Raw genomic sequence first — 24,611 nt, forward strand, 5'->3', positions numbered from 1 at the left:
CTCCCCGGATTTGGGGGAAGGGAGGCTGGGGAATGGCTAAACCGCTGAAGGTGGATGAGGTGTGGCTAGAACGTATAGCTGGGCTTTTAGATGACATGGAATTTGGTTCGTTGCAAATCGTCGTACATGAAGGGCAGATTGTGCAAATGGAACGTACGGAGCGCAAGCGTTTCGAGAATGGTAATGCACGCTATAGTGGCGAGACCGGAAGCCGGCGTACCGATACCCGTCCAGCGAGACGAGGATAGGTCATTCGCCCTTGCTGTCGAATCATGACCGTCCTTTTGGCATTCATTATAATTGGAGAACATGAAATGGCCCGTTTCCTTGGCAGAGGGAGCGGGTCATTTCTGCGATCATAGATATGGCTTCATTATTTAGTAGCGGCGTGTTCTTTGTGACACCATAACGCTTTCTACGAACAAACAAATGGCCGTGAGACCGTGCATGATCCAGCCGACTACAGGAATCAGGGCTACGACGGAAGTAATAACGCCGAGAGCGTTGCCGACAAAGGGTCCTCGTTCTTTCATCATCACGATAATTGTAATTGCATGCAGCAGAAAAGCGATGCCCAGCGGAGTCCAGCCGTTTGCTACAACGAATATGCCGCCCACAAAGGGGATCGCGAGAAAGGCTTCATAGAGAAAGGTTACCCACTTCAAAAGTTTTGCCAGGGAAGACATTAGACTTCACCAACCTTTTTATAAAAGTAGTGTTTAAAATAGACCCTTTGAATAGGTTACGCAGCAAGCGCCAGATTGTTTCAAGTGATGGATAGTGAACTCTTGTTGTGGACAGCTTAGTCGTATATAGTGGGTAACAGAAATGCTGTGCAAGAAACATGTATTTTTATTCGGAGACCAGAAGGGGGAGAAGATATGGAGATCCAGGGTAAGCTGGTTATTCGCCATGCGCCACCTTCGGTTCAGCAGTATTTGGCGTTACGGGTTCAAGCAGGGCTTAGTCCAATGAGTGCGGAAGGGGCGGCCATCGGGTTGCCGCGTTCCATCTTTGCAGTTACGCTATTTGAGGACGATGTCTTGATTGGGATGGGGCGAGTCATCGGAGACGGAGGGTGCTTCTTCCAGGTGACCGATATCGCCGTACAGCCTTCTCATCAAGGGCGGGGTCTTGGCAAAATCATTATGCGCGAGATCAGGGAGTTTCTGGATACGCTGCCTGACAAAGCTTATACCAGCCTTATTGCTGACGGAGAAGCAACGTGGCTGTATGCTCAGTTCGGGTTCGTACCCGTCGCTCCCAAATCACAGGGGATGGCTTTTAAGCGTTGAACTGCGCGGTGTCGAAGTAACCCTATTAGCGGATCATTGACAGGCCCCCTTATCTAGGGGGTTTTCGTATGCCTGCTGCTGCCCGCAGGGAATCCGAAATTTTTATATACGTGTAATTATGGCATCATTCAATCAGAGAGAGTGAGGAATAAGAGAATGGATATAGTGGTACTTGCAGCATCAGGAACGATTGGAAAGGCAATTGTAGAGGAAGCGTTGAAAAGAAAACATCAAGTGACGGCGGCGATGCGTCATCCGGAGAATTTCCCGTTTGAACACGAGCGTCTGAAGCTTGTGGCTGTCGATCTTCTGGACCCAGCCTCAGTAACGTCTGCTGTTCGTGGACATGAAGCTGCCGTTAGCGCCTATGGGCCAAAGGCTGGCGAGGAGAACGAACTGCTCGCGGCCGCTGCTTCGCTGGTGGAGGGCTTGCAGGCAGCGGATATGGATCGTCTTGTGATTGTAGGCGGTGCAGGCAGTCTGAAAACGGAATCTGGCGAATGGTTGATGGATACGCCAGAATTCCCGGAACATGTACGGCCGCTAGCTGCAGCCCATGCGGATGCCTATGAGATTTATAGAGGCTCAGATCTGGACTACACCTATGTGAGTCCTGCGGCTTCCATTCAACCCGGACGTCGTACGGGGATGTTCCGCATCGGTCTTGACCGGCTGGTCGTCGATGAGAACGGGCAAAGTGCCATCAGTGTGGAGGATTTTGCTGTAGCTATTGTAGATGAGATAGAGGAAGGGAATTTCAGTCGCGAAAGATTCACGGTGGCTTACTAGAACCTGGCTTGTGTAGGAATGCTGAGGGTATTCCGTACGGATATATAAGACGAACAAAAGAAAGTAACAGAAGGCGAGAAGGAACGCAGGGAAAGCTTGGGATTGTAGGAGCGAAAGCGACCGGCTGAAAGCTTTCCATAGGAAAGCCCGCAACCGGAAGCAGAGGTTCGCCAGATTTCAATCGCTATATAGATTGAACTAAAAAATTTAACATAAGGGGACGGAATGGAGGGGGAGTTTGGAACTGAAGAAGCGAAGGCGACCGACTAGAAGCTTTTCGTAGAAAAGCTGGCATCGGAAGCAAAGGCTTTCTCCGGATTTTATCCGCGAATCGCCGTACAATCTAAAGAAATATGGGGACAACAGCGGCCGGAAGTCCAAATGTTCTCCGCAATGACGATCTAACCCCGTGTAAGAATTCTAAGTTCAATCTATATAGAAGTGGTGGCTAGCACCAGGGTAGATGAAAGGGGCGGAGCGATGTATCTTGTAACTGCAGAGCAAATGAGAGAGCTAGACCGTATTACCATTGACCGGCTGGGTATCCCGGCGGTTGCATTGATGGAAAATGCGGGACGCGCTATTGCTGAGGAGATCATTGAGTTGTGCCGCAAGCGGAACGGCGGCAATGCTAGTGAGGGGATTGAGCGTACCATTGAGAACGGGACTGGTCAAGACCTTACGGGTTTTGAGGTCAGCGGAGACCGTGCGCTGACCTTGGATACTGCCGCAGCCGAGCACTGGTTTGTCCTTGTCGGCAAAGGCAACAACGGCGGCGACGGATTAGTCGCCGCCAGGTATCTCCGCGAGGCGGGCATTGCCGTCACGCTGGTGTATGCCGTGCCGCCGGAATCTTTGACCGGCGAGGCCGCCCTGCAGCGTGATGCCGCTGCAGCCCTGGGCTTGTCCGCCGTCATCTACGGCCAGGACCGCCTGGACTTTGCCGCGTGCAGCGGCATCTTGGATGCGCTGCTTGGCACTGGCGCCGTTGGCGCGCCTCGCGGCGCCTACGCGGAGCTGATTGCCGCCGCCAATGCCAGCGGCAAACCGATCGTGTCCGCGGACATCCCGAGCGGGCTGAACGCGGACACGGGGGAGATGCATGCGCCTTGCGTGCATGCATCCGTGACGGTCTGCCTCGCGTTTCTCAAGCGAGGCCTGCTGCAGTACCCCGGCGCCGGGGCTGCGGGGACTGTGGTGGTGCGCGCCATCGGTATCCCCGTGTCTCTGGCGCGTGAAGTTGGCCTGCAGAGCTATTGGCTGACGCCGGAGGTGCTGCAGGCCGGGCTAGGCGTGGATGTGTCACGCCAGCGTTCGCCCGAAGGGCACAAGGGCACTTACGGCCATGTGCTGGTGGCCGGTGGCACGCTGCGCATGAGCGGCGCAGGTCTGTTGGCAGCCCGTGCTGCGCTGCGGGCGGGCAGTGGTCTGGTGACTTGGGCGCTGCCACAGAAGCTGCTGCCCGCGGTTATTGGCGCTGCTCCGGAACTGATGCTGGCTGAAGTCGGCGGAGATAAGCAGGGCAACTGGAACGCCGGGACGGCTGCGGAATTGCTCCGATTGAGCGCAAAACGAGATGTAACAGCTGTTGGGCCAGGTCTTGGGCGCTTCCAAGGCGATACCGATTGGCTCCGTACCATATGGGAAGGAACGGAAGGGCCGCTAGTCATTGATGCAGATGCTCTGAACATTCTGGCGGAGACGGATTACAATCTTTGGGACAGCCGCCGAGGACCAGCCATTCTGACTCCCCATCCAGGGGAGATGGCCCGGCTAGCCGGTATTTCCTCTGCTGAAGTGCAGCGTGACCGGATTGGCCTCGCGGAAAGCTACGCCCAGGAGCACGGTGTGATCCTAGTGCTCAAAGGGGCACATACCGTCATTGCCGCCCCGGACGGGGTAAGCTATGTCAACACCACGGGACATCCTGGTATGGGGACCGGCGGTGTGGGTGATGTGCTGACTGGCATCATCGCCGGCTTACTGGCCCAAGGACTGAATGCCTTGCAGGCTGCGGCGTTTGGTGTCTATCTGCATGGCCTGGCCGGAGAACGCGCGGCAGGTCTGCGGAATCATCCGGCGTCATTGATCGCCGGAGATATAATTGAGGCACTGTGAAGAGCGGCGGAAGGTATGCCAGTCCAAACATTTCAATGTAGTGACGACGAGCTACGTTCGGTTCTTAAGTTCGTCTTTATGGCTGAGCGATAGGCCGCAAAGCCATAACTAGCGAAGCCATAACGAACGAGTCGTAACTAACCAAGCCATATCTAACAAAATCATAACTGCGAATCTATAACCGCCGGATCGCACTATAACACCAGCGACATTGGCTGATAGTGCCAAGCCCCATACCTAATCGGTTAGGACAACACCAGGCACAGGAGTGGAACGAACAGAGCGAACACAGGCAGCAAGAGCGGAAGCCGCTCCACGGCGATTTGTGCCGTGCGGAACAAGAGCAGGACGATGATGCCAGCGGCTGCACAGAGCAAGGGAGTGCCGCCTTGCTCCGCAGCCAGCCAAAAGCCTGCTCCTAAGCCTGCTGCGGCGTAAACGACGAAGGCCAGGGCCAGTAGGCGGAGGCGCAGGAGGCGCAGCAGTCCGTCTGCGACCAGCGCCGCAGGCAGGCCATAGGCATAGATGGCATAGGCAGCAGAGACAGACCATTCTCCGCCCAGCGATCCTTCGCTTGTGGGGTAGACCAGCGTCACAAGGGATAAGAGTAAGAATGACAGGCCTGCACAGGCTAATTTGCTCAAGGCATACATTCCGGCAGTCAATCTGACGGAAGTGATTTCAGAAGGATGGGTTCTTTGCATCGTTTTGGTTCCTTTCAGTGAAATTTTCAGCTGGTGATCATGTCTCCACCGTTGACATGAATGCACGCGCCGGTTACGAAGGAGGACTCCGGTCCCGCCAGGTACAGATATGCTCCAGCCAGTTCATACGGCTGTGCTGCTCGCTTGAGGGGGGTACCCGTACCGAATATGCTAACCTCTTCGGCTGAGAAGCTGGATGGAATCAGCGGTGTCCATGTCGGACCGGGGGATACGCTGTTGACACGGATTCCGCTATCTGCGAGCGAAAGTGCTAGCGCCCGGGTAAAGGAGACCACAGCTCCCTTGGTGGAGGAGTAATCAATAAGCTCTACATTCCCCCGATAAGCGGTAATGGAGGCCGTGTTAATAATGGAAGCTCCTTTTTTCATATGAGGCAGTGCGGCTTGGGTCAGGAAAAAGTAGGAAAGGATGTTGGTCTGGAAGGTCAGATACAACTGTTCTTCCGAGATGTCGAGGATGCTCTTTTGTGGAAAATGAATACCATGGTTGTTCACAAGAATATCTAACTTACCAAAGGTGTTAACGGTATGATCCACAGCCGCGGTGCAGTTCTGTTTGAAGCGCAGGTCACCTTCAATTCGTAGACAGCGCTGGCCCAACTCTTCAATGCGCCGCTGAGTGACCACGGCGTCGGAGACTTCATTCAAATAGGCGATGGCTACATCTGCGCCCTCTTTAGCCAAAGCGATGGCTACATCTGCGCCCTCTTTAGCCAAAGCAATGGCTGCAGCTTTCCCGATGCCGCTGTCGCCCCCGGTAATAAGGGCTACCTTGCCCTTCAGCTTGCCGCTGCCGCGCAGCTCCGGGTTCTCACTAATCGGACGAGGATTCATCAGGCTTTCAAGTCCAGGCTTTCGGTCCTGATGCTGGGGCGGGAAGGCAATCGGCTGATCCTTGCAGACTGTTGTTTGTCCGTAATAGGGATATACCAGGGGTTGCTTCATGGAACTAACTCCTCCTAGGACTTCTCTGTGTTCTTATATTTCTATGCGTTCGCCCAGGGAATCGTGCACCGCCTTGCGCATGAGTGCAAGGATTCATTAAATGAAAAAAACTATGGCCAGGCTTTCGAGGTAGAACAGAGCGATATTTTGCAAGGGGGATTAGAGGGTGGAAGAAGGGCGTTGGCTGGATATCTCCTATTTGCTGCAGGGCACAGCACTTCAAAAGGAGGTGCATGCCTTGCTGGTGAGACTGAATGTGATGACCCTTTTGAGACATTACCACCCTATATTTGTAGGGACAATTCCGCTTGGCATTCAGGTGGAGGACAGCGATCTGGATATTATCTGCGAGGTGCATGATCGGGAAGCCTTTGCCGCGCAGGTCGGTCTACACTTTGGTGAGATGGACCAGTATAGCTGCGAATCGCGTATCGTGGATGGAATCCCTCGCATTAAGATCAACTTTACCGTGGAAGATTGGCCGCTGGAACTGTTCGGACAGCCACGTCCGAGCAAGAAGCAGAACGGCTATATTCATATGGATGTCGAAGCCCGGGTGCTGAATATATTGGGCAGTCCTTTCAGAAGGCAGGTTATAGAGCTGAAATGTCAAGGGGTGAAGACGGAACCGGCCTTTGCCCGGCTTTTGCAGCTGGAGGGTGACCCTTATCAGGCTGTGCTTGGACTTGGTAAGCTTTCTGAGATGGAATTAGAGGCTTTGTGCAGGGAGAGGTTCATAAATTGAACGCGAGGAAGCACATGCTTTTTATAAGAGATTGGGATATGAGATTACGGGCTACCGGTTTGTAAAGGCAGGAGGGAAATCATGATCTATAGAGCAATGACAGCTGACGACTATGCTGCTGCTTATGAATTATGGGTGAATACTGAGGGGATGGGGCTTAACGAGGCGGATTCACGGGAAGGAATCTTATGTTTTCTGGAGCGCAACCCGGGTTTAAGTCAGGTTTGTGTACATGAGGACGGTTCTCTGGTCGGTACGGCACTTTGTGGGCATGATGGTCGCCGGGGATTTCTGTACCATGTTGCCGTTAGCCACGTATCGCGTGGCAAGGGTGCAGGGCATGAACTGGTGGCACGTTGCTTGGATAAGCTGCGGGATAACGGTATCGCCAAATGCCATCTCATGGTGATCAAAGAGAACCAGAAGGGTCGGCAGTTCTGGGAAGAGCTTGGCTGGCAATACCGTGACGATATCGCGCTGTACTCTCGGGATATATAAACTATGACCCTCAGGGTAGGGAGCTAGGGCGTGCCCTTTGCGAAAATAATCGCTGCTTCCACCGTGTAGGTTTGGAACCTGTGCAGTATAATAGGGGTATGCAATCATAGAATATTTGCTTAGCTGTATAAACGGAGGCTTTATCATTATGCGTTTTAAAGATGTATTCTCAATTATCGGCCCGGCTATGGTCGGGCCTTCCAGTTCGCATACAGCGGGAGCAGCCCGGATTGGACGGGCGGCCCGCCAGGTGTTAGGCGAAATGCCGCGCGAAGCTGAAGTTACGTTCTTCGGCTCTTTTGCTGCGACTTATGAAGGTCACGGTACGGATCGGGCAATTATCGGCGGGCTGTTGGACTTTGCTACTGACGACCCAAGGCTACCGGATTCCATAACGCTTGCTACAGAGGCGGGTATGGATATCTCCTTCCTCCAGGGAACGGGTTTGTTCCCTCACCCCAATACAGTACGGCTACGTCTTGTTGGCCGGGACAGCGGGCAGGAGTTGACATTGACCGGGACTTCTATCGGGGGAGGTAACATCGAGATTGTTGATATTGACGGCTTCGGAGTCAAGCTGACAGGGATGTATCCTACGGTTCTTATTCAACATATGGATTACTTGGGCGTACTTGCGAGTGTCACGGATGTTATGCGCAGCGGGCAGGTCAATATTGGGCATATGTCTCTTGATCGCAAAAATCGTAGCGGTGCTGCGCTGACCGTGCTTGAGCTGGATGAATCGGCGACACCAGAATTGCTTCAGGCTCTGGGGGATCTCCCAGCAGTGAAGTCGGTGAAGCTGGTAGATTTGAATGAAGCTGGGCAAGAGGAGAAGGGGAAGGAAAGTACATCATGAATTTTCGAACATTAAGTGAATTGGCTGTATTATGCGAAGAACGGGGCCTTGGGATCGGCGCCCTGATGCTGGAAGAACAAAGCACGGAATCGGGTCGCTCCAAGGAGCAGGAATTCGCCACGATGAGCCAGTATTACGGGGTCATGAAAGAGGCTGTACACCGCGGGATGCATGAGGATACAACCTCTCGCAGCGGACTTACCGGGCTGGATGCCCAGCGGGTAGGCGCTTATAATACGGCAGCGGAGCCCCTCCTTGGTGGCCCAGCGGGTCAGGCCATGGCCTATGCGCTGGCGGTATCCGAAGTGAATGCTTCAATGGGTCGCATTATTGCTACGCCTACAGCAGGCTCTTGCGGCATCATTCCAGGGGTGTTCCTCAGCTGCCAGGAGCGATTTGGCTGGAGTGATGATGTTATGGTCTCCGGCTTGTTTGCCGCTGGGGCGATTGGCTACGTTATCGCCAACAATTCCTTTGTCTCTGGCGCGGAAGGCGGTTGCCAGGCCGAGGTAGGGTCGGCCATCGGCATGGCAGCGGGCGCGCTGACCGAGCTGCGCGGGGGAACCCCGGCACAGGCTGTGCATGCTGTTGGCCTGGCGCTCAAGAACACGCTGGGTCTCATTTGTGACCCTGTAGGCGGTCTCGTAGAGATTCCTTGCATCGTCAGAAACGGCTTCGGCGCAGTGACTGCACTGGCCGCCGCAGATATGGCACTAGCGGGGGTACGCAGCGTGATTCCTTCCGATGAAGTGATCAAGGTAATGCTGGAGGTTGGCTCGGCGATGCCGGAGATCCACCGTGAGACCGCCGGAGGCGGATTGGCTCAGACGCCTACCGGGCGCAAGATTATGGAAGACCTGCGGCGTAAGAAATAGCATAGCAGGTCAATGTCGTTCTTATCAGAGCAGCTTAAACCGTTCCAACTGGTCTAGCTGTCCCTCGCTGCGGAGAATTTCCTTCTGGCGGTGGCCCATGAGATCAAAATGGGGGAACGGTGAGCGGTTATGAATATATTTGGCGGGCAGACCATGCTGGTTGCACCAGCGGGTCAGCCGATCCAGGTCGCTGCAGCCAACCTTGGTCACGGTGGTCATGCCGGGAAATCGGGGATCAATCCAATAGTGTGTCAGAAACGCAATCTCTCCAGCAGAGACAGCCTTCTTCCATGCCTGTAATTCTTCTCTGTTGATTCCGAAGGCCATAACTGTTCACATCCTTAATATGTTTAAGATATATAAATTCAGCTGTAATTGGTTGTTAACAATAATATTAAGCATGAAAGGGGACGACATCATGAATGGACAAAATAGGGCGGATATCCGGCCTGGACTTGAAGTGGACATTGTACTGAAGCAGGATCAGGCTACAGGCAAGCTTACCCATGGTCAGGTAAAGGATATCCTGACTAATTCCCCGCGGCATCCGCATGGCATCAAGGTCAGGTTGACTAGCGGCCAAGTCGGGCGGGTCAAGAATATTACGGGCTAAATGCTCATCCATCCCGTTGCTTCAAGACGGAACCGGGCTGTATTCGGCTCTACCTTAACATTTCTAAGAACGCTCCGATGCCTTGGCTTACGCTGCCCATAAACAGCAGCTTGCCGAGGAATTGGAGCGTTTATTTGTTAAGGGCAGGCGGCTATCTTTTCCTGCCCATAAACTCCTCGACATCCTTATCTGCTTTGGTCTGGTTGCACAAGTTGCAGGCGCATACACAATTGTCCGGTGTCGTATGGCCGCCCTTGGCACGGGGTAGCAGGTGATCGATGGTATCCCCGTAGAGTCCACAGAAATAACAGGTGTAGCGGTCCCTGTTCAGGATAAAGAGACGAAATGCCTTGTTACTGTATAGGCGACGAATGGTACGCCGATTGACGACTACTGCAGCATGCTCCTTAACCAGTGTAACCGCCAGCTCCAGGTCAATCTCCTGATGCCAGCGTCTTCCCTTGTCGCTATGACCACGCATCAAGATCATACCCTGCGACGAGGGCACTAGAGCCGTGGTATCCGTAGGCTCTGGCTTCGGGCCCCGGTGATGTAGCGGCGTTCGCCGTGGCTCGGACCCGCGTGGCCGCCCCTTGGTGTAAGGCTTCGCTGCCAAGAGCGCAGCGGCGATTTTCCGCTCCTTGGCTCGTTCCGTACGGGAGCGGGCTAGCGGGCTACCCCCCGCTTTATTGGTAACTCCCCGCGTGGCTTCCGGCGGGGATGGAGATGCTACCGCTGCCGTTCTGGGCTCCGGCTGGAGCGGCAGGGCTGCCGTCGGTGGCTGCAAGGACTGCAGCTGAGTGACGCCAGATTCAGCCGCGCGCTGCTTGCGGCAATCCCGGCACGCGCCCCGCCGGGCTTGGGCCTTGGAACGCTTGCCGGTCCGCCTGCGGAATTCGGCCAGCGGCTTAAGCTGCTCACAATATGCGCATTGTTTGGATGAAGGCAGAATGGTATCGGTCATCGGTATGTTTCGGACGAAGAATCTTACAGCCCTGTCCTGTCCCCTCGTAGTATAGATAGCAGTTTCAGTATAACGCAAAGTGCAGACGTTTACACCGCAGACAATAAATGTCGCCAAAGGTCCTTCGCTTGTGACTTCTGTCTCGGTATATCCAATTCAAACACTGTAAACTGGTAGTAAGATAACTTATTAAGTAATTTGGAAGAGATCATAAGCACAACTATTCATGGAAATGAGGGATAGGGATGCAGTCCGAATTAGAGGTTTTGCACCGCCAGACAAGTGGAGGTAAGAGGCCACCTTCGGTAGTGCTGCTGTATGTTCTTCAGGCCTTTCTGGGAGTTGGAGCGGTTGCTGGTGGTGGCGCTCTGGTGGCTGACCCCGGAGGTGGTTTGCTGGGTATGCCGCTAACCTTACTGACCAGCTCACCATTTTCTGATTTTCTGATACCGGGATTGTTGCTGTTTACGGTATTTGGTCTGTTCCCTTTGCTGGCGTTGTACAGTATGATCAGAAGGCCGCAGTGGAGGTGGGCTGCGGCACTGAATCCGTTCAGAGCGCTTCATAGCTCATGGGCATTTTCACTCTATATTGGCTTCGGGCTGATTATCTGGATCATGGTGCAAACCTATATGTTGAATGCGGTGGGCTGGATTCATATTTTGTATATGAGTCTGGGACTTCTGATTCAGGTGGTGACCCTTTGGCCTTCTGTACAGAGATATTTTATGCTGGACTACCGTACGGAAAGACGTTAGAATGTCAGTGAACGGAGAGCGTTCTCATGATGAGAGGCGGGAGTGAACCGGATTGACGACCATTTATGATATTGCCAAAAGAACCGGTTACTCTCCGACAACCGTGTCCAAGGTGTTCAATAATTATTCCGATGTGCGCGAGAAGACGCGCCAGGATATCCTCCGTACAGCACGCGAGATGGGGTATGTTCCCAACTCCCATGCCCGCACGCTGACCACGAAGAAATCGTGGACTATCGGTGTGTTGTTCGTGGAGAGCACCGGAGCGGGTATCCGCCATCCCTTTTTCAGTGCCGTGATCGAAAGCTTCAAGCAGGTGGCCGTGGCCAAAGGGTATGCGCTGATGTTCATATCGAAGGATGTGGGCGGCAAGCAGAGTGGATATCTGGAGAACTGCCGGATTCGCGGGGTGGACGGGGTTGTGGTCTTTCTGTCAGATTATGAAGACCCTTATTTTCAAGAGCTGCTGGACAGTGATATTCCTACAGTGGTGCTGGACTATGAGACGCCGGAATCCCATACCGTATGCTCGGATAACTGGAGCGGTGCTGTGCAGGCAGTGGAGTATCTGGCCCGTTTGGGCCATCGCAGAATTGCGCATATTTCCGGCGGTGTGAACACCACTCCAGGAAGTCGACGGCAGGAGGGATATGAGGCCGCGATGCTGCAGCAGAATCTGGAGCTGCGGGATTCCTATATTGTCACGGGAGCTTATTATTCTATGGAGAGCGGTTACAATGCCATGCTAGAGTTGCTGCGATTGCCGGAGCGGCCAACGGCCGTGTTTGCTTCGGGTGACTTGCTGGCCTTTGGGGCCGTCAAGGCAGCACAGGACTCTAGTCTGGCTGTACCTGGAGATATCTCGGTCATGGGATATGACGATATCGAACTGGCTCGCTATGTCACCCCAGCCCTGACAACGGTAAGGCAGGACACGGAACTATTGGGAAGACGAGCAGCGGAAATCCTGCTCGCCGCGATCGACAAGATCCCAGACGGCAAGGAAGCTCTGGCATTGCCAGTGGAGGTCATTGTAAGAGATTCCTGTGCACCCCCGGGGAACAAGGAGTAACTATAATCGGGGCCCATCCGGTCTTAGGGAATAAGCACGGATGGCGCTTCAGTTGGCTCTCTGCTATGATTTTTGCGTCAAAGAAGAAGATCATTTTTTTTCGAAACAATCGAAACCGGTTTCGATTGTTTCGAAAGCCATCATTCCAACTATAAGGAGATATGACAATGACAACAGTTCAAACCGTAGTGACCGCCAAAGACACAGGAGAACGCCTCAGCAAGGTAGACGGAATTGAGTTTAAGGCCAGAGAGGGCAGTGTTGCAGCCCAAGTGGAGCTGAAGCCTGAAGAGTCCTACCAGAAGATGATCGGCTTCGGCGGAGCATTCACTGAAGCCGCTGCGTATACATTGTCCCGGCTTAGCCCTGAGAAGCGGGCCGAGGTGATTCACCGCTATTTTCACCCTGAAGAAGGACTTAACTACTCCATGGGCCGCGTACATATCCATAGCTGCGATTTTGCGCTTGGCAACTACACTTACGTGGAGGACAACGATACAGAGCTGTCCACTTTCGATATTTCCCATGACCATCAATGGGTACTGCCACTGATCAAGGACGCCATGGCTGTTAAAGGTGGCGAGTTCACCATGCTCGCTTCCCCATGGAGTCCTCCAGCATGGATGAAGACGAACGGAGAGATGAATAACGGCGGACAACTGAAGCCCGAATATGCTGATGTATGGGCGCGTTACTACACGAAGTTTATTGAAGCTTACAGTAAAGAAGGCGTGCCGATCTGGGCAGTTTCCGTACAGAATGAGCCAGCAGCTGTTCAGACATGGGATTCTTGTGTGTACAGTGCGGAAGAAGAACGCGACTTCGTGAAGAATCACCTGGGACCGGTGATGCACAAAGAGGGCTACGGCGATGTGAACATTGTAATCTGGGATCATAACCGGGACATTATGGTTGAACGTGCGTCAGCAGTGCTATCCGATCCTGAAGCTGCAAAGTATGTCTGGGGTACAGGTATTCACTGGTATGGTGGCGAGGAGTTCGAGAAGGTGGGCCAGGTACATGATCTGTTCCCTGACAAGCATTTGCTGTTCACCGAAGGCTGCCAGGAAGGCGGCGTGAGACTGGGTGAGTGGTTCACGGGCGAACGTTACGGACGGAATATGATTGGCGACCTCAATCATTGGACCGAAGGATATCTGGACTGGAACCTGGTGCTGGATGAGACTGGAGGCCCGAACCATGTTAACAATTTGTGCGATGCTCCAGTGATTGCTGACACGACTACGAACGAGGTTCATTATAACAGTTCGTATTATTATATCGGGCATTTCAGTAAATATATCGCTCCAGGTGCAGTGAGAATCGGCCTGAAAAATGCCGCTGAAGGCGTCCTGTCCACAGCTTTCCGCAATCCGGATGGCAGCCTTGCCGTCGTGCTGATGAACGAAGGAGAAGACTCCCGCGAGGTTACTTTGGGACTGGGCGATGAGGTTGCCCGCTTCGAGCTTCCGGCCCATTCCATCATCACGCATCTCATTACACAATAGTTCATTCAGGGAGGTCAACAGTATGAGCCATTATTATTTTGATTCCGGTAAATTTGTGATAGAGCAGTTCCATGAAGGTAAGCCGTTTGCCAGTTTCCTACCTGGTCTAGCCGGCCTTAAAGGGATTCCGATGTGGTCCTTCTATGTGAACCGGGGCCAAGGGGTATGCAGCTTCGGGATCCGCGACAAGAACTCGCCGATTATGGAGTTCTCTCCGGCGAACATCTCTTACAAGAATGTCGCCAATTCTGGTTTCCGGACCTTTATCAAGATCAAGGGGGAACGGGAAATTTACGAGCCGTTCCAGTCAGCGCGACCTGATGCCGACGCCAAGCGGGTCATGACCATTCTTCCAAATGGCCTGACCATTGAAGAGAGTCATGCCGGACATGGATTGAAGACGACAGTTCACTACTTTAATCTTCCGAATGAAGATTACGCTGCACTCGTACGGCGGGTGACAATTGAGAATATCGGGGGCCAGGAGATCGATTTTGAGCTGCTGGATGGTCTTCCGGAAATTCTGCCGTTCGGTGTTGAGAACAGTGGCTACAAAGACATTGGCAACCTTCTGCGGAGCTGGATGGATGTCTACAACCTGGAGAACGGCATCCCGTTCTACAAGCTGCGTTCCAGCACCAATGACGATGCGGAAGTCAGCGAGATTACGAAGGGTCATTTCTACCTGTCCTTTACTGGTGAGGGGGAGAAAATCTCCCCGTTCGTGGACTTTGAGGTTGTATTTGGCGGTAATACTTCACTGTCTTATCCCGACCGCTTTGCGGAGCTGTCGTTGTCTGGCCTTGCAGAACTGCCGCAATATCCGGTCAATAAGGTTCCTTGCGGTTTCAGTGGTGTAGCACGGACTTTGGTTTCAGGTTCCAGCCTGACAGTGAACACTCTGATTGGCCATGTCAACGACATTGATAAAATTAACAATAAAGCAACGGACATTTGCCGTGATGCATACATTTCTGGCAAAGCAGAGGAAGCTGTCAGACTGACTGAGGATTTGACTGAAGATATTGCAACGAAGACCTCTTCTCCGATCTTTGATGCGTACTGCCGTCAGTCCTATCTCGACAACTTCCTGCGTGGGGGCTACCCGTTCATCTTCGACAACGGTGGAGATGGCTTCGTAGTGCATTTGTATTCCCGTAAGCATGGCGACATGGAGCGGGACTACAACTTCTTCTCGCTAGCGCCAGAATACTATTCGCAGGGCAACGGGAACTTCCGGGATATGAACCAGAACCGGCGCAATGATGTGTTCTTCAATCCGAAGGTCGGTAGCTTCAATATCAAAATGTTCTACAGCCTGATGCAAGCTGACGGGTACAATCCACTGAGTGTTCAGGGGACGACCTTTGAAATTCTGCCGGAGAACCGCTCTGCGCTGGAAGCCTGGATTGAGAAGGGCGCAGCAAATCAGCACGAAGGGCTTCGCAAGCTGCTTAGTGGCGTTTTCACCGCAGGCGGTCTGATCAATTACATCGCTGACGATCATGTCGAGCTGCAAGTAGAGGAGCAGGAATTCCTGTCTGGTGTGCTTTCCTTGTCCAAACAGAACATTGAGGCTTCCTTCGGAGAGGGATTCTGGTCCGATCACTGGACGTACAACCTTGATCTGGTTGAGGGGTATCTGGATATTTTTCCTGACCGGAGACAAGAATTGCTCTTCGGGGACGCTACCTATGCGTTCTATGACAGTCCGGCCTATGTTCTCCCACGCAGCGAGAAATACGTCATCAGCGACGGGAAAGTACGTCAGTACGGTGCACTGCTTGAGGATGAAGAGAAGTTGCATAAGCTGAAGCGTAAAGCTGGAAGCACGGAGTGGCTGCGGACAGAACGCGGTCGTGGCGAGGTGTATAATACAAACCTGTTTGTGAAAATAGTATCGCTGGCTCTGAACAAATTCGCTACACTTGATCCTTACGGTATGGGGGTGGAGATGGAAGGCAACAAGCCGGGCTGGAATGATGCTATGAACGGCTTGCCAGGATTGTTCGGCTCCGGGATGAGTGAGACCTTCGAACTTAAGCGGACCGTATCCTTCTTGCTGGATGTACTGGATAGCCCGGAAAATGCGGAAGGCACAGCCCGTCTGCCAGAAGAAATAGCGTATCTGCTAGAGCAGGTGAACGCTGCTGTTATTTCTGTGTTGGAAGGGGGGATGACTCAGTTTGCATACTGGGATACGGTAGCTTCGGCCCGTGAAGCTTACCGCGAGAGTATCCGGTTCGGCATTACGGGAAGCGAGTCTGAGGTCGCTCTTACTGATATCCGCGGCGCCTTCTCCCGGTTCCTGCTCAAGCTTGACGAGGGTATTGACCGAGCGGTGAAGCTGGGCAACGGACTGACCCCGACCTATTTCCGCTTCGAGGCTACTCGGTTTGAGCCTGTGGTAGATGACGAAGGTGGACCCGTGCTTAGTGGCTATGGCCTGCAAAAAGCAGTAGTACAGGAGTTTGAGGCCCAGGCGTTGCCTTATTTCCTGGAAGGGCCAACCCGCTGGCTGAAGACGTTGAAGAATCCGGCGAAGGCCAAAGAGATCTATACCTTGATCAAGGGTACCGGACTATATGATCCCCAGACTTCGATGTACCAAACGTCTGTAAGTTTAGAAGAGGAATCCCATGAAATCGGGCGGATGCGTGCCTTCACTCCAGGCTGGCTGGAGCGGGAGTCTAACTTCTTGCATATGACTTACAAATATCTGCTGGAGCTGCTGAAGGCTGGACTGCACGAGGAGTTCTATTCGGAATTAAAAACCTCGCTCGTTCCGTTCCTTGATCCGGCCGTGTATGGTCGGAGTACGCTGGAGAACTCGTCGTTTATTGCTACGGGAGGCAATCCCGACCCTGGCACACATGGCCGTGGCTTCGTAGCCCGGTTAAGCGGATCGACGGCTGAATTCCTCAGCATGTGGCGCAAAATGATGGCCGGCAGCAAGGCCTTCTCTGTGGTGGATGGAGAGCTGGCGTTATCCCTCAGTCCTGTGCTTCCGGGCTGGCTGTTTGACGAACAGGGAGAGCTGACCTTCACCTTCCTGGGTCAAACCAAGGTGACATATTATAACCACCGCAAGGTTAACACCTTTGGAGAAGGCGGAGCAACCATCCACAGTATGACGCTTCAGCATACGGATGGTACGGTTAGGAGAATCAACGGCGCATTGCTACGCGGAGCAACGGCGGAAGCGCTTCGGCGTGGTGAAATCAGCCTGATCAAGGCTGAATTAGAATAGAAGCAATAGAATAACATCAAGCGAGCAGTCAGCTCGCTTGCCAATGGAATGCAGGCAGCAGATCCCCGGTTATCCGGAGGTCTGCTGCTTTTTTGTGCTGGGATCCTGTTCTTGATCACCGGCTGGGAGATTAGACCCGAAAAATGGAACCCCTCACATGAAAAATGGAACCTTACGGAGTAAGTAGGGTAGCGCATACAATGATAGAGAGTTAAATGGAAGCGCTTTTATAAATGAGCTGGAGCATGGAGGTCCGTAAGATGGAGAACAAAAGAAGCGCCGAACCTGCCGGGGGCATGACACCGCTCATCCCTGCAAATTACAAAACCGGTACCGGCACCGGTAACCGTCCCTCTCTCTGGAGGCGGCTGATCACCCAGAAACACTTGCAGACCATGGCGCTGCTGGGCGTCATTTGGATGATTATTTTCAACTACATCCCGATGTACGGCATCATTATTTCATTCAAGGATTATAACATTGTCAAATCCATTGCCGAGGCTCCGTGGGTGGGGCTGACCCATTTTCGAGAGTTTATGGCGGATGAGAACCTGGTCAACGTTATCAAGAATACACTAGGCATCAGCTTGATCAAACTGGTTATCGGTTTTCCACTTCCCATTATATTCGCTTTATTCCTGAACGAGATCCGTTCGGTCCGGTTCAAAAAGAGCATTCAAACGATCTCCTACCTGCCGCACTTTCTCTCTTGGGTTGTGCTTGGAGGGATTTTAGCTACATGGCTTGCAGACGTAGGAATTATCAACAACATTCTGCTGGCGCTGGGTCTGATTGACCAGCCGATCTCCTATCTGGCAGAACCCAATTATTTCTGGGGAATTGTCATCACGTCCGATATCTGGAAAGAGCTTGGCTGGTCTGCCATCATTTATCTCGCGGCCATCTCCGGGGTCTCTCCGGAAATGTACGAGGCAGCTACGATTGATGGAGCAGGACGTTTTCAGAAAATGTGGTATGTCACCTTACCGGCCATCAAGGCCACGATCAGTATTCTGTTCATTCTGGCGGTCAGCGGCGTACTCAACTCTAATTTTGACCAGATCCTGGTCTTGCGCAACGCCCTCAATGACAGTGCAAGCAACGTGATTGACTACTATGTGTACTACACGGGTATTCTGTCCGGGCGCTTCTCCTATTCGACTGCAGTTGGCCTGCTGAAATCGGTCATTGCGCTAATCTTACTGCTGATTGCTAACAGCGTATCCCAAAAAATCAACGATACGTCGCTGTTCTAGGACAAGGGGGAACTACACATGTGGTCATTAAAGCGTAAAACAACAGGCGAGGCACTGTTCGATTTCGCCAATAACATCATTATGTTATGCCTTTGCTTCGTCACGTTGTATCCGATCTGGTATGTAATTGTGAATGCGTTCAATAATGGTTCAGATGCGATGCAAGGCGGGATTTACTGGTGGCCGCGAATGTTCAGCCTGGAGAATTTCAAAGCGGTCTTCGCAAGTCCAGGCATTATGCTCGCTATGTGGATTACCGTTGCCAAAACTCTGGTGGGTACGGTCACGCACGTTTTCTTCACGGCGATGGTGGCTTATGCGTTCTCGCGCAGGAATCTGATTGGCGGCAAAATCTATATCCTGATGGGAACGGTGACCCTCTTCTTCAGCGGCGGATTGATTCCGACCTTTCTGCTGATCAGGAACCTTCACCTGCTTGATAATTTCCTGGTCTATATTATTCCGGTACTGTTCAGTTTCTTCGATCTCATTATCTTCATGACGTTCTTCCGCGATATTCCCGAAGGTCTTGAAGAAGCGGCGCGTATTGACGGCGCCAATGACTGGTCGATCTTCCTGCGGGTGGTGATTCCGGTATCCATGCCCGTGATCGCGACGATCGCGCTGTTCCATGGTGTGTATCAATGGAATGATTATTTTGCGGGGATTATCTATGTCAATAATACAGATCTGCAGCCAGTGCAGACGTTCCTGTACCGTGTTGTAGCACAGTCCAGTTCGAATCAGATGATCACGGCTGTACAGGGCAGCAATGTGGTGAAAAGCGTCACCTCACAGTCCATCAAGCTGGCGACGATGATTGTGACTACGCTGCCGATTGTCTTTGTCTATCCGTTCTTGCAGCGATATTTCGTTAAGGGCATGATGCTGGGTTCCATCAAAGGTTAGCCTACCGTCTCCTGGTAACTCCTCAGGCTGCTTGTACTCAGCGTCTGAGTTGCGTTTATATTGAATACATTCTTAGAAAAGGGGTAAATAAACATGACAATAAAGCGTAAGCCGAAGAAAATGGTGACCTTGCTACTGGCAATGATTATGACATTATCTGCAGCAGGCTGTTCCAGCGGAGGTAATAGCGGAGGTAATAATGGCGGCAATGCCGAAGGAAGCAAGAATACAAATTCTCCAGCCCAGACAGAGCCGGCCACAGAAACGAAGCTGTCTGAAGATGAACCAGGCTGGAAGGCCGATACCTCCCCGATCACGTTTGACTGGTACTTGAACTTCTCCTGGTTCGCGAACAAGTGGGGCGTAGATGCTACCTCAAAATATATTACGAAAAAGACGGGCGTCGACATTAACTTTATCGTCCCTGCCGGTAATGAGAATGAGAAACTCAATACGCTGGTCGCTTCCGGCAAGCTTCCCGATTTCATCACCATTGACTTTGCGAATGATAATGTAAAGAAGATGATTGAAGGAGATTTGGTGCTTCCGCTGAATAAATTGGCAGAAGAATACGATCCTTACTTCTTCAAGGCATCCGACCCGGCGAAGCTGAACTGGTATACCCAGGAGGACGGCAATGTCTACGGATATCCGAACGCATCCTCGTCCCCGGCTGATTATGAGAAATATGGTGATACCTATGTTGCCAATCAGGTCTTCGTAGTCCGCAAAGACATGTACGAAGCCCTCGGCAAGCCGGATATGAGTACACCGGAAGGCTTCCTGAAAGCCTTGCAACTGGCGAAAGAGAAGTACCCGCAGGTGAATGGCCAACCTCTAATCCCGCTCGGCCTGCATGAATTCGGCGACACCGGGAACTACTCGCTGGAAGCCTATATACAGAACTTCCTGGCCATTCCAAGGGAGAAGGGCGGCAAGCTCTACAACCGCGAGACGGATCCCGAGTATGTTAGCTGGCTAAAGACACTACGTCAAGCGAACCAGGATGGGCTGCTGGCCAAGGATATCTTTATAGATAAACGTGTACAAATGGAGGAAAAGATCGCACAGGGCAGATATTTCGCCATGCTGTATCAGCGGACCGATTTTGCCACTCAGGAAGGGACACTCTTCCAGAAGAATCCTGAGCAAATTTATATTGCTATCGATGGCCCGGCCAACAGCAAGCATGATGCTCCGACCTTGGATGGCCCGGGGATCTCCGGCTGGACCGTTACTCTTATCTCAAAGAATGTTAAGGACAAAGCGCGGGCTATTCGCTTTCTGAGCTATTTAAACAGTGAGGAAGGCAACAAGGATCTTTTCCTTGGGGAAAAAGGAGTCAGCTATGATACGATTGACGGGAAAGACCAATTCAAACCGGAGGTTCTGGAGCTGCTCAATAAGGACCGCTCGGCCTTTGACAAGCAATACGGTTCTTCCTTTACTTTCTGGATGCTGATGAATACGAATATTACCCAGCAATGGAATAACCCTGCGGTTGAACCCTTCAAACAGTTGGAGGATTGGACCCGAGGCAAGACGAAGAGTGCCTCTGCCTTCGAAGGCATTGACCCGACAGGCAATTCGCCGGAAGGGATTATCGGCTCCAAGATCAAATCGCTGCGTGCTAAAACGCTGCCGAAGCTACTAATGGCGCCATCTGATGCAGAGTTCGATAAGATCTGGAACGATTATCTGGAGAAGCAGCAGAAGGAAGGTCTGGATAAGTTCCAGGCATATCAGCAGAAGAAATACGAAGAGAACAAACAAAAACTGTCGCAATAACTCTCAAGCATAATTCGATGGCCCGCTGCCGGCGGGCTTTTGAGTTATGTTAATGTGTTTTATAAAGGTCTTACCCGTGAGGAGCGAAGCGAGGCAGGGGGAATCAGGTGAGATTGGGCAAACGTACAGCAATTACTTGGCATTCATTTTATTACTGGTGGGGGCGTAGGTCCCTGCAGAGCCGTTTGATTGGTGCCTATGTATTTATCATCCTGGGACCGTGCCTGATGGTATCCTATTATTCTTACAGGGCTATTAACAACACGTATGTCCGGGATGCGGTGGAGAAGAACAGCTACTTGCTAGATATGGAGAAGCTACACATCCTCAACCAGATTGAAGCTATGGAACGTGCAGCTCAGATGGCGTTTGAAGATAAAGATGTTAAAAGCTATCTGGCCAATGAGCGTGAACCTGAGGTAGGAGAGCTTGTCGATTTTAATACAAGCGCTTACATTAATTTGATGCGCATTCAGTTTAACAACCCCAATATCGAGCATTTACGACTCTACTCGCGAAGTCCCAGCGTACATGAAATTTGGCCGATGATCTACCGGGAAGAACGTGTGATTTCCGAGTCCTGGTTCCAGAAGGGCTTGCGTGGCAAAGGGCAAGAGGTGTGGGCATTTCAGGACAGTGATGCAGAGCCAATGCAGAGTTATCTCGGCCTGACGCCGAAGAATACCCCGAAGATTTCCCTGCTGCGGGAAATGAGTATTCCTACGGGCCATCATATCGGGATGGTTCAGGTGGATATGCTGCTGGAGCGATTTACGCCCAAGACGTATACCAAAGTACAGGACAGTCAATCCCAGATGTTCCTTGTCGATGATGAAATGCAGTTATTTACAAGGACAGAACATTCTTATCTGCCAGGCAATCCTAACATGGCTGAAGCTATTACAGACCGTACTCGGAAGTATCAGGAGACGGGGGAATGGGATATCCACTATGAAGAGAACGGTAAAACCTATCTGTTAATTAACACCCCGCTGGACCTCATTCATGCTTCATTGGTAAATGTCGTGTCCATGGAGGGCGTCATGAGCGATATTTCCCATACACGCAATCTGATTATCGGGGCCAATATTGGCTTCATCGTTCTGGTTACTGTGATTGCCAATGTGCTGAATGCTTTTATATTGAAGAACCTGCGACGGCTGACGGAAGCGATGAAGAAAGTGCGCAGAGGCGAAGCTTACAGTGGAATTACCATCCGCGGCGGCGGAGAAGTGGGCGAACTGGCGCACCATTTCTCCAAGTTGATGAACACCATTAACTCGCTGGTAGCTCAGGCGGTACAGAAACAGGCGCTGTCCAAAGAAGCCGAACTTCGCACTCTGCATAATCAGATCGACGCTCATTTTCTTTACAATACACTGGAGAATATTAAAATGCTTGCCGAAATTGAGAATCAGCGGGTGATCTCAGACGCGTTGACCTCGCTCGGGGGCATGATGCGCTATAACTTTAAATGGTGCGGTGAGTATGTGAAGCTGCGCGACGAAATCCGTCATATCGAAAATTACATTGATGTTATGAATATCCGTTTTGAACATCCGATTGAGCTGGTTCTGAATATTGCGCCCTCCTATCTGGAGTTAGAGGTGCTGAAAATGTCGCTGCAGCCTATCGTGGAGAACAGTGTCAAGCATGCCTGGCCCGGGGGAGATACGGAAACCGCCTCCCGGAAGATTCACATTAAGGTAGAAGAAGCGGATAGTGATATCTTCATTTCGATCCGTGACAATGGTATTGGGCTTGCTCCAGAGAGGCTGGCCTCGTTAAATGATGCGATTTTTAATACTAAGGAGCCGGATATTGAGCTGACCGGACCGGGAAAAGGCAGCCGTCAGGCGGGGGGGATCGGTCTGCGTAATGTCTATCAACGCCTGCAGCTGTTCTATGGGGAGTCGTATGGACTTGAAGTAATGAGCAAGGCAGGGGAGTGGACGATGGTATCCATGTGTCTGCCGAAAGTTCTATTAACGGGGGAAAGCAGCTATGACGAAACTTCTAATCGTGGATGACGAGAAGAATATAAGATATGGGCTGAAAATCATGATTGAACGGGAATATCCGTCTATGTATGCGATAACGATGGCTGGAAACGGCGCAGAGGCGCTCGCGTATTACGAGGCTGAGGGAGCCGACATCGTGATTACTGATATCCGCATGCCCGTCATGGACGGCATTGCCCTGCTGGAGCAGTTGTCCGCGCAGAACCGGGTGGGGGAAGGTCCCGCACTGGTTATTCTTAGTGGTTATGATGACTTTGAATATGCTAAAAGTGCAATTCGTTATCGCGTAAAGGACTATCTGCTTAAGCCGATTCGCCGCGATGAGTTGTTCAGTATTTTGGAGCGTATCCAGAAGGAACGTGACGAGCGGGAGAACAATGTCCGTCTGCAGGAAGAGAAAGCAGCCTGTCTGCGCCAAGAGCTACGCGCAAGTCGGCTCCGTGGATTGCTAATCCATGAGGAAGTACAGCCTAATAGGGAGCAGGCGGAGGAACTGGCCATCCTGTCCCTGCCTTTTACCGTTGGTGTTCTGAGTTATTATTACAATGACGGTACACGGATGAAGCCCACTGAGATTCAGGGACTAACGGAGCGCTTGTCTGGACCTCTGGAGAAGAAGTATCCGGAAATATTAACAGACTGGGAAGGTAAACTGGTGCTGATCGGGAGTAGCAAGAAGGATTTCATGGAGTTGTCGCGGCAGGCCGAAGCCAGAGAACTGAAGGGACTGCTGATTGGTGTGAGTAGCCTGGGGCGCGTGGGAATAGACATCCGCCGCTGCTATCAAGAGGCTTGCCGGGCGCTGCAATACACCTTCCTGTATCCCCAAGTGAACCTTATTGATTATGAGAATATCAGAGAAGAGCGCTTGAGCTTCCCCAAACCGGATCAGGAGCTTCACAAGCTGCTTAACATGCTCGGTACAGACCGTGAAAAGGAGCTGAAGACACTGCTGGCTGCTATTTTCCAAGTAGAACAGATCAAGCAGCTCGATCTGGCGTATCTGGAAATGGTGGGGCGTAGTATCAACGAACGTGTGCTGGACGAAGTCTTTCGGGTGCACGGCGAGGCCTCGATAGAGGTGCTGAAGCTGTACCGATCTGTAGGGAGTATGTACAATTTCCGGCATTTTCACGACTATTATCGAACACTTGAGCATTTGCTCCTCTGCGTGAACGATTATATTATTGGAGTAAGGACCGCTCACACCGAGCATAAGGATATGAAGGAGGCGCTGGCCTATATTGAAGCTAATTACAGCCGTCCGCTTAACATGGCTATGGTCAGCAATCACGTTTCCTTGAATTATTCCTATTTCAGCGAAGCTTTCAAGGCATATACCGGAGAGAACTTTATTATATACCTGAAAAAAGTACGCATTCGTCACGCCAAAATGCTGCTATCTGAGGACTCAGGCAGGCTGGCCTATATCGGGGAGGCTGTCGGCTTCGAGAACAGCAAGCAGTTCGCGCGGGTCTTCAAGGAACTTGAAGGCATCTCTCCCGGTGAATACAGAAGCAAAGCTTTACAGAAGATGTATTACGCTCAGGAGGAACGGGAGTCCTAACCTGCTCTGCTGATGCCACTCGGCAGCTCTCTATTCCAGCGGCATGGTGGGTTTAAA

23 protein-coding genes are annotated in these 24,611 nt (G+C 52.0%); 18 read left to right on the top strand and 5 right to left on the bottom strand.

Annotated elements, in window-relative coordinates; genetic code table 11:
- Positions 1 to 32 precede the first annotated feature (32 nt).
- Positions 33 to 248, top strand: a complete 216-nt coding sequence (locus ACFVRY_RS11330) for a YezD family protein (RefSeq protein WP_066374835.1) — start codon at positions 33 to 35, stop codon at positions 246 to 248.
- A 129-nt stretch (positions 249 to 377) separates the two neighbouring features.
- Here ACFVRY_RS11330 and ACFVRY_RS11335 read toward each other — a convergent pair whose 3' ends face one another.
- Positions 378 to 665 (bottom strand): hypothetical protein, encoded by a 288-nt coding sequence (locus ACFVRY_RS11335; protein WP_387500211.1) that lies wholly within the window; start codon positions 663 to 665, stop codon positions 378 to 380.
- A 216-nt stretch (positions 666 to 881) separates the two neighbouring features.
- On the opposite strand from ACFVRY_RS11335, the gene ACFVRY_RS11340 reads away from it, so the two are divergent.
- The 3 genes from ACFVRY_RS11340 to ACFVRY_RS11350 all read left to right on the top strand — a co-directional run bounded on the left by ACFVRY_RS11340 (position 882) and on the right by ACFVRY_RS11350 (position 4,202).
- Positions 882 to 1,295: a GNAT family N-acetyltransferase gene (locus ACFVRY_RS11340; RefSeq protein ID WP_387500213.1), complete on the top strand. Its 414-nt coding sequence runs from the start codon at positions 882 to 884 to the stop codon at positions 1,293 to 1,295.
- A gap of 156 nt (positions 1,296 to 1,451) precedes the next feature.
- Complete coding sequence (locus tag ACFVRY_RS11345; protein ID WP_387500215.1) at positions 1,452 to 2,084, top strand: NAD(P)-dependent oxidoreductase; 633 nt, start codon at positions 1,452 to 1,454, stop codon at positions 2,082 to 2,084.
- Between the two features lie 480 nt (positions 2,085 to 2,564).
- Positions 2,565 to 4,202 carry an NAD(P)H-hydrate dehydratase gene (locus tag ACFVRY_RS11350; protein ID WP_387500217.1) on the top strand — a complete coding sequence of 546 codons (1,638 nt, stop codon included), beginning with the start codon at positions 2,565 to 2,567 and terminating at the stop codon, positions 4,200 to 4,202.
- Between the two features lie 245 nt (positions 4,203 to 4,447).
- On the opposite strand, the gene ACFVRY_RS11355 is transcribed toward ACFVRY_RS11350, so the two are convergent.
- Both ACFVRY_RS11355 and ACFVRY_RS11360 read right to left on the bottom strand, forming a co-directional pair.
- A complete protein-coding gene (locus ACFVRY_RS11355) occupies positions 4,448 to 4,906 on the bottom strand; it encodes a hypothetical protein (RefSeq protein ID WP_387500219.1) in 459 nt (152 codons plus the stop codon).
- Between the two features lie 26 nt (positions 4,907 to 4,932).
- A complete protein-coding gene (locus tag ACFVRY_RS11360) occupies positions 4,933 to 5,871 on the bottom strand; it encodes an SDR family oxidoreductase (RefSeq protein ID WP_387500221.1) in 939 nt (312 codons plus the stop codon).
- A 166-nt stretch (positions 5,872 to 6,037) separates the two neighbouring features.
- Here ACFVRY_RS11360 and ACFVRY_RS11365 point away from each other — a divergent pair, with 166 nt between their 5' ends.
- From ACFVRY_RS11365 to sdaAA, 4 genes are all read left to right on the top strand, one after another.
- Positions 6,038 to 6,616: a DUF4269 domain-containing protein gene (locus ACFVRY_RS11365; protein ID WP_387500223.1), complete on the top strand. Its 579-nt coding sequence runs from the start codon at positions 6,038 to 6,040 to the stop codon at positions 6,614 to 6,616.
- 81 nt (positions 6,617 to 6,697) lie between these two features.
- Positions 6,698 to 7,114, top strand: a complete 417-nt coding sequence (locus tag ACFVRY_RS11370; RefSeq protein ID WP_387500225.1) for a GNAT family N-acetyltransferase — start codon at positions 6,698 to 6,700, stop codon at positions 7,112 to 7,114.
- Positions 7,115 to 7,262: 148 nt separating this feature from the next.
- On the top strand, positions 7,263 to 7,973 hold the full coding sequence (sdaAB, locus tag ACFVRY_RS11375) for an L-serine ammonia-lyase, iron-sulfur-dependent subunit beta (protein ID WP_387500227.1): 711 nt from the start codon (positions 7,263 to 7,265) through the stop codon (positions 7,971 to 7,973).
- Complete coding sequence (gene sdaAA / locus ACFVRY_RS11380) at positions 7,970 to 8,848, top strand: L-serine ammonia-lyase, iron-sulfur-dependent, subunit alpha (protein WP_387500229.1); 879 nt, start codon at positions 7,970 to 7,972, stop codon at positions 8,846 to 8,848. The genes sdaAB and sdaAA overlap by 4 nt, the downstream gene beginning before the upstream one ends.
- A 24-nt stretch (positions 8,849 to 8,872) precedes the next feature.
- On the opposite strand, the gene ACFVRY_RS11385 is transcribed toward sdaAA, so the two are convergent.
- Positions 8,873 to 9,175, bottom strand: a complete 303-nt coding sequence (locus ACFVRY_RS11385; protein ID WP_387500231.1) for a hypothetical protein — start codon at positions 9,173 to 9,175, stop codon at positions 8,873 to 8,875.
- A gap of 91 nt (positions 9,176 to 9,266) precedes the next feature.
- Between ACFVRY_RS11385 and ACFVRY_RS11390 the strand changes: the two genes are divergently transcribed.
- On the top strand, positions 9,267 to 9,461 hold the full coding sequence (locus ACFVRY_RS11390; protein ID WP_175370842.1) for a YwbE family protein: 195 nt from the start codon (positions 9,267 to 9,269) through the stop codon (positions 9,459 to 9,461).
- Between the two features lie 151 nt (positions 9,462 to 9,612).
- On the opposite strand, the gene ACFVRY_RS11395 is transcribed toward ACFVRY_RS11390, so the two are convergent.
- On the bottom strand, positions 9,613 to 10,425 hold the full coding sequence (locus ACFVRY_RS11395; protein ID WP_387500233.1) for an HNH endonuclease: 813 nt from the start codon (positions 10,423 to 10,425) through the stop codon (positions 9,613 to 9,615).
- Positions 10,426 to 10,670: 245 nt separating this feature from the next.
- Between ACFVRY_RS11395 and ACFVRY_RS11400 the strand changes: the two genes are divergently transcribed.
- From ACFVRY_RS11400 to ACFVRY_RS11440, 9 genes are all read left to right on the top strand, one after another.
- Entirely contained in the window at positions 10,671 to 11,183 is a 513-nt protein-coding gene (locus ACFVRY_RS11400) for a hypothetical protein (RefSeq protein ID WP_387500235.1), read from the top strand.
- Between the two features lie 52 nt (positions 11,184 to 11,235).
- On the top strand, positions 11,236 to 12,255 hold the full coding sequence (locus tag ACFVRY_RS11405) for a LacI family DNA-binding transcriptional regulator (protein WP_387500237.1): 1,020 nt from the start codon (positions 11,236 to 11,238) through the stop codon (positions 12,253 to 12,255).
- 167 nt (positions 12,256 to 12,422) lie between these two features.
- Complete coding sequence (locus ACFVRY_RS11410) at positions 12,423 to 13,763, top strand: glycoside hydrolase family 30 protein (RefSeq protein WP_387500239.1); 1,341 nt, start codon at positions 12,423 to 12,425, stop codon at positions 13,761 to 13,763.
- A gap of 22 nt (positions 13,764 to 13,785) precedes the next feature.
- Positions 13,786 to 17,013, top strand: coding sequence for a cellobiose phosphorylase (locus ACFVRY_RS11415; protein ID WP_387500241.1), 3,228 nt, complete (start codon positions 13,786 to 13,788; stop codon positions 17,011 to 17,013).
- 296 nt (positions 17,014 to 17,309) lie between these two features.
- Positions 17,310 to 18,269 carry an ABC transporter permease gene (locus ACFVRY_RS11420; RefSeq protein WP_387500488.1) on the top strand — a complete coding sequence of 320 codons (960 nt, stop codon included), beginning with the start codon at positions 17,310 to 17,312 and terminating at the stop codon, positions 18,267 to 18,269.
- An 18-nt stretch (positions 18,270 to 18,287) separates the two neighbouring features.
- Positions 18,288 to 19,178, top strand: a complete 891-nt coding sequence (locus ACFVRY_RS11425; RefSeq protein ID WP_387500243.1) for a carbohydrate ABC transporter permease — start codon at positions 18,288 to 18,290, stop codon at positions 19,176 to 19,178.
- Positions 19,179 to 19,271: 93 nt separating this feature from the next.
- Entirely contained in the window at positions 19,272 to 20,966 is a 1,695-nt protein-coding gene (locus ACFVRY_RS11430; RefSeq protein WP_387500245.1) for an extracellular solute-binding protein, read from the top strand.
- 107 nt (positions 20,967 to 21,073) lie between these two features.
- Positions 21,074 to 22,996, top strand: a complete 1,923-nt coding sequence (locus ACFVRY_RS11435) for a cache domain-containing sensor histidine kinase (RefSeq protein WP_387500247.1) — start codon at positions 21,074 to 21,076, stop codon at positions 22,994 to 22,996.
- Positions 22,971 to 24,554, top strand: coding sequence for a response regulator transcription factor (locus ACFVRY_RS11440; RefSeq protein WP_387500249.1), 1,584 nt, complete (start codon positions 22,971 to 22,973; stop codon positions 24,552 to 24,554). The genes ACFVRY_RS11435 and ACFVRY_RS11440 overlap by 26 nt, the downstream gene beginning before the upstream one ends.
- Positions 24,555 to 24,611: the final 57 nt, after the last annotated feature.

The organism is Paenibacillus sp. NPDC057934 (assembly GCF_042887565.1).
Classification (GTDB): domain Bacteria; phylum Bacillota; class Bacilli; order Paenibacillales; family Paenibacillaceae; genus Paenibacillus_AQ.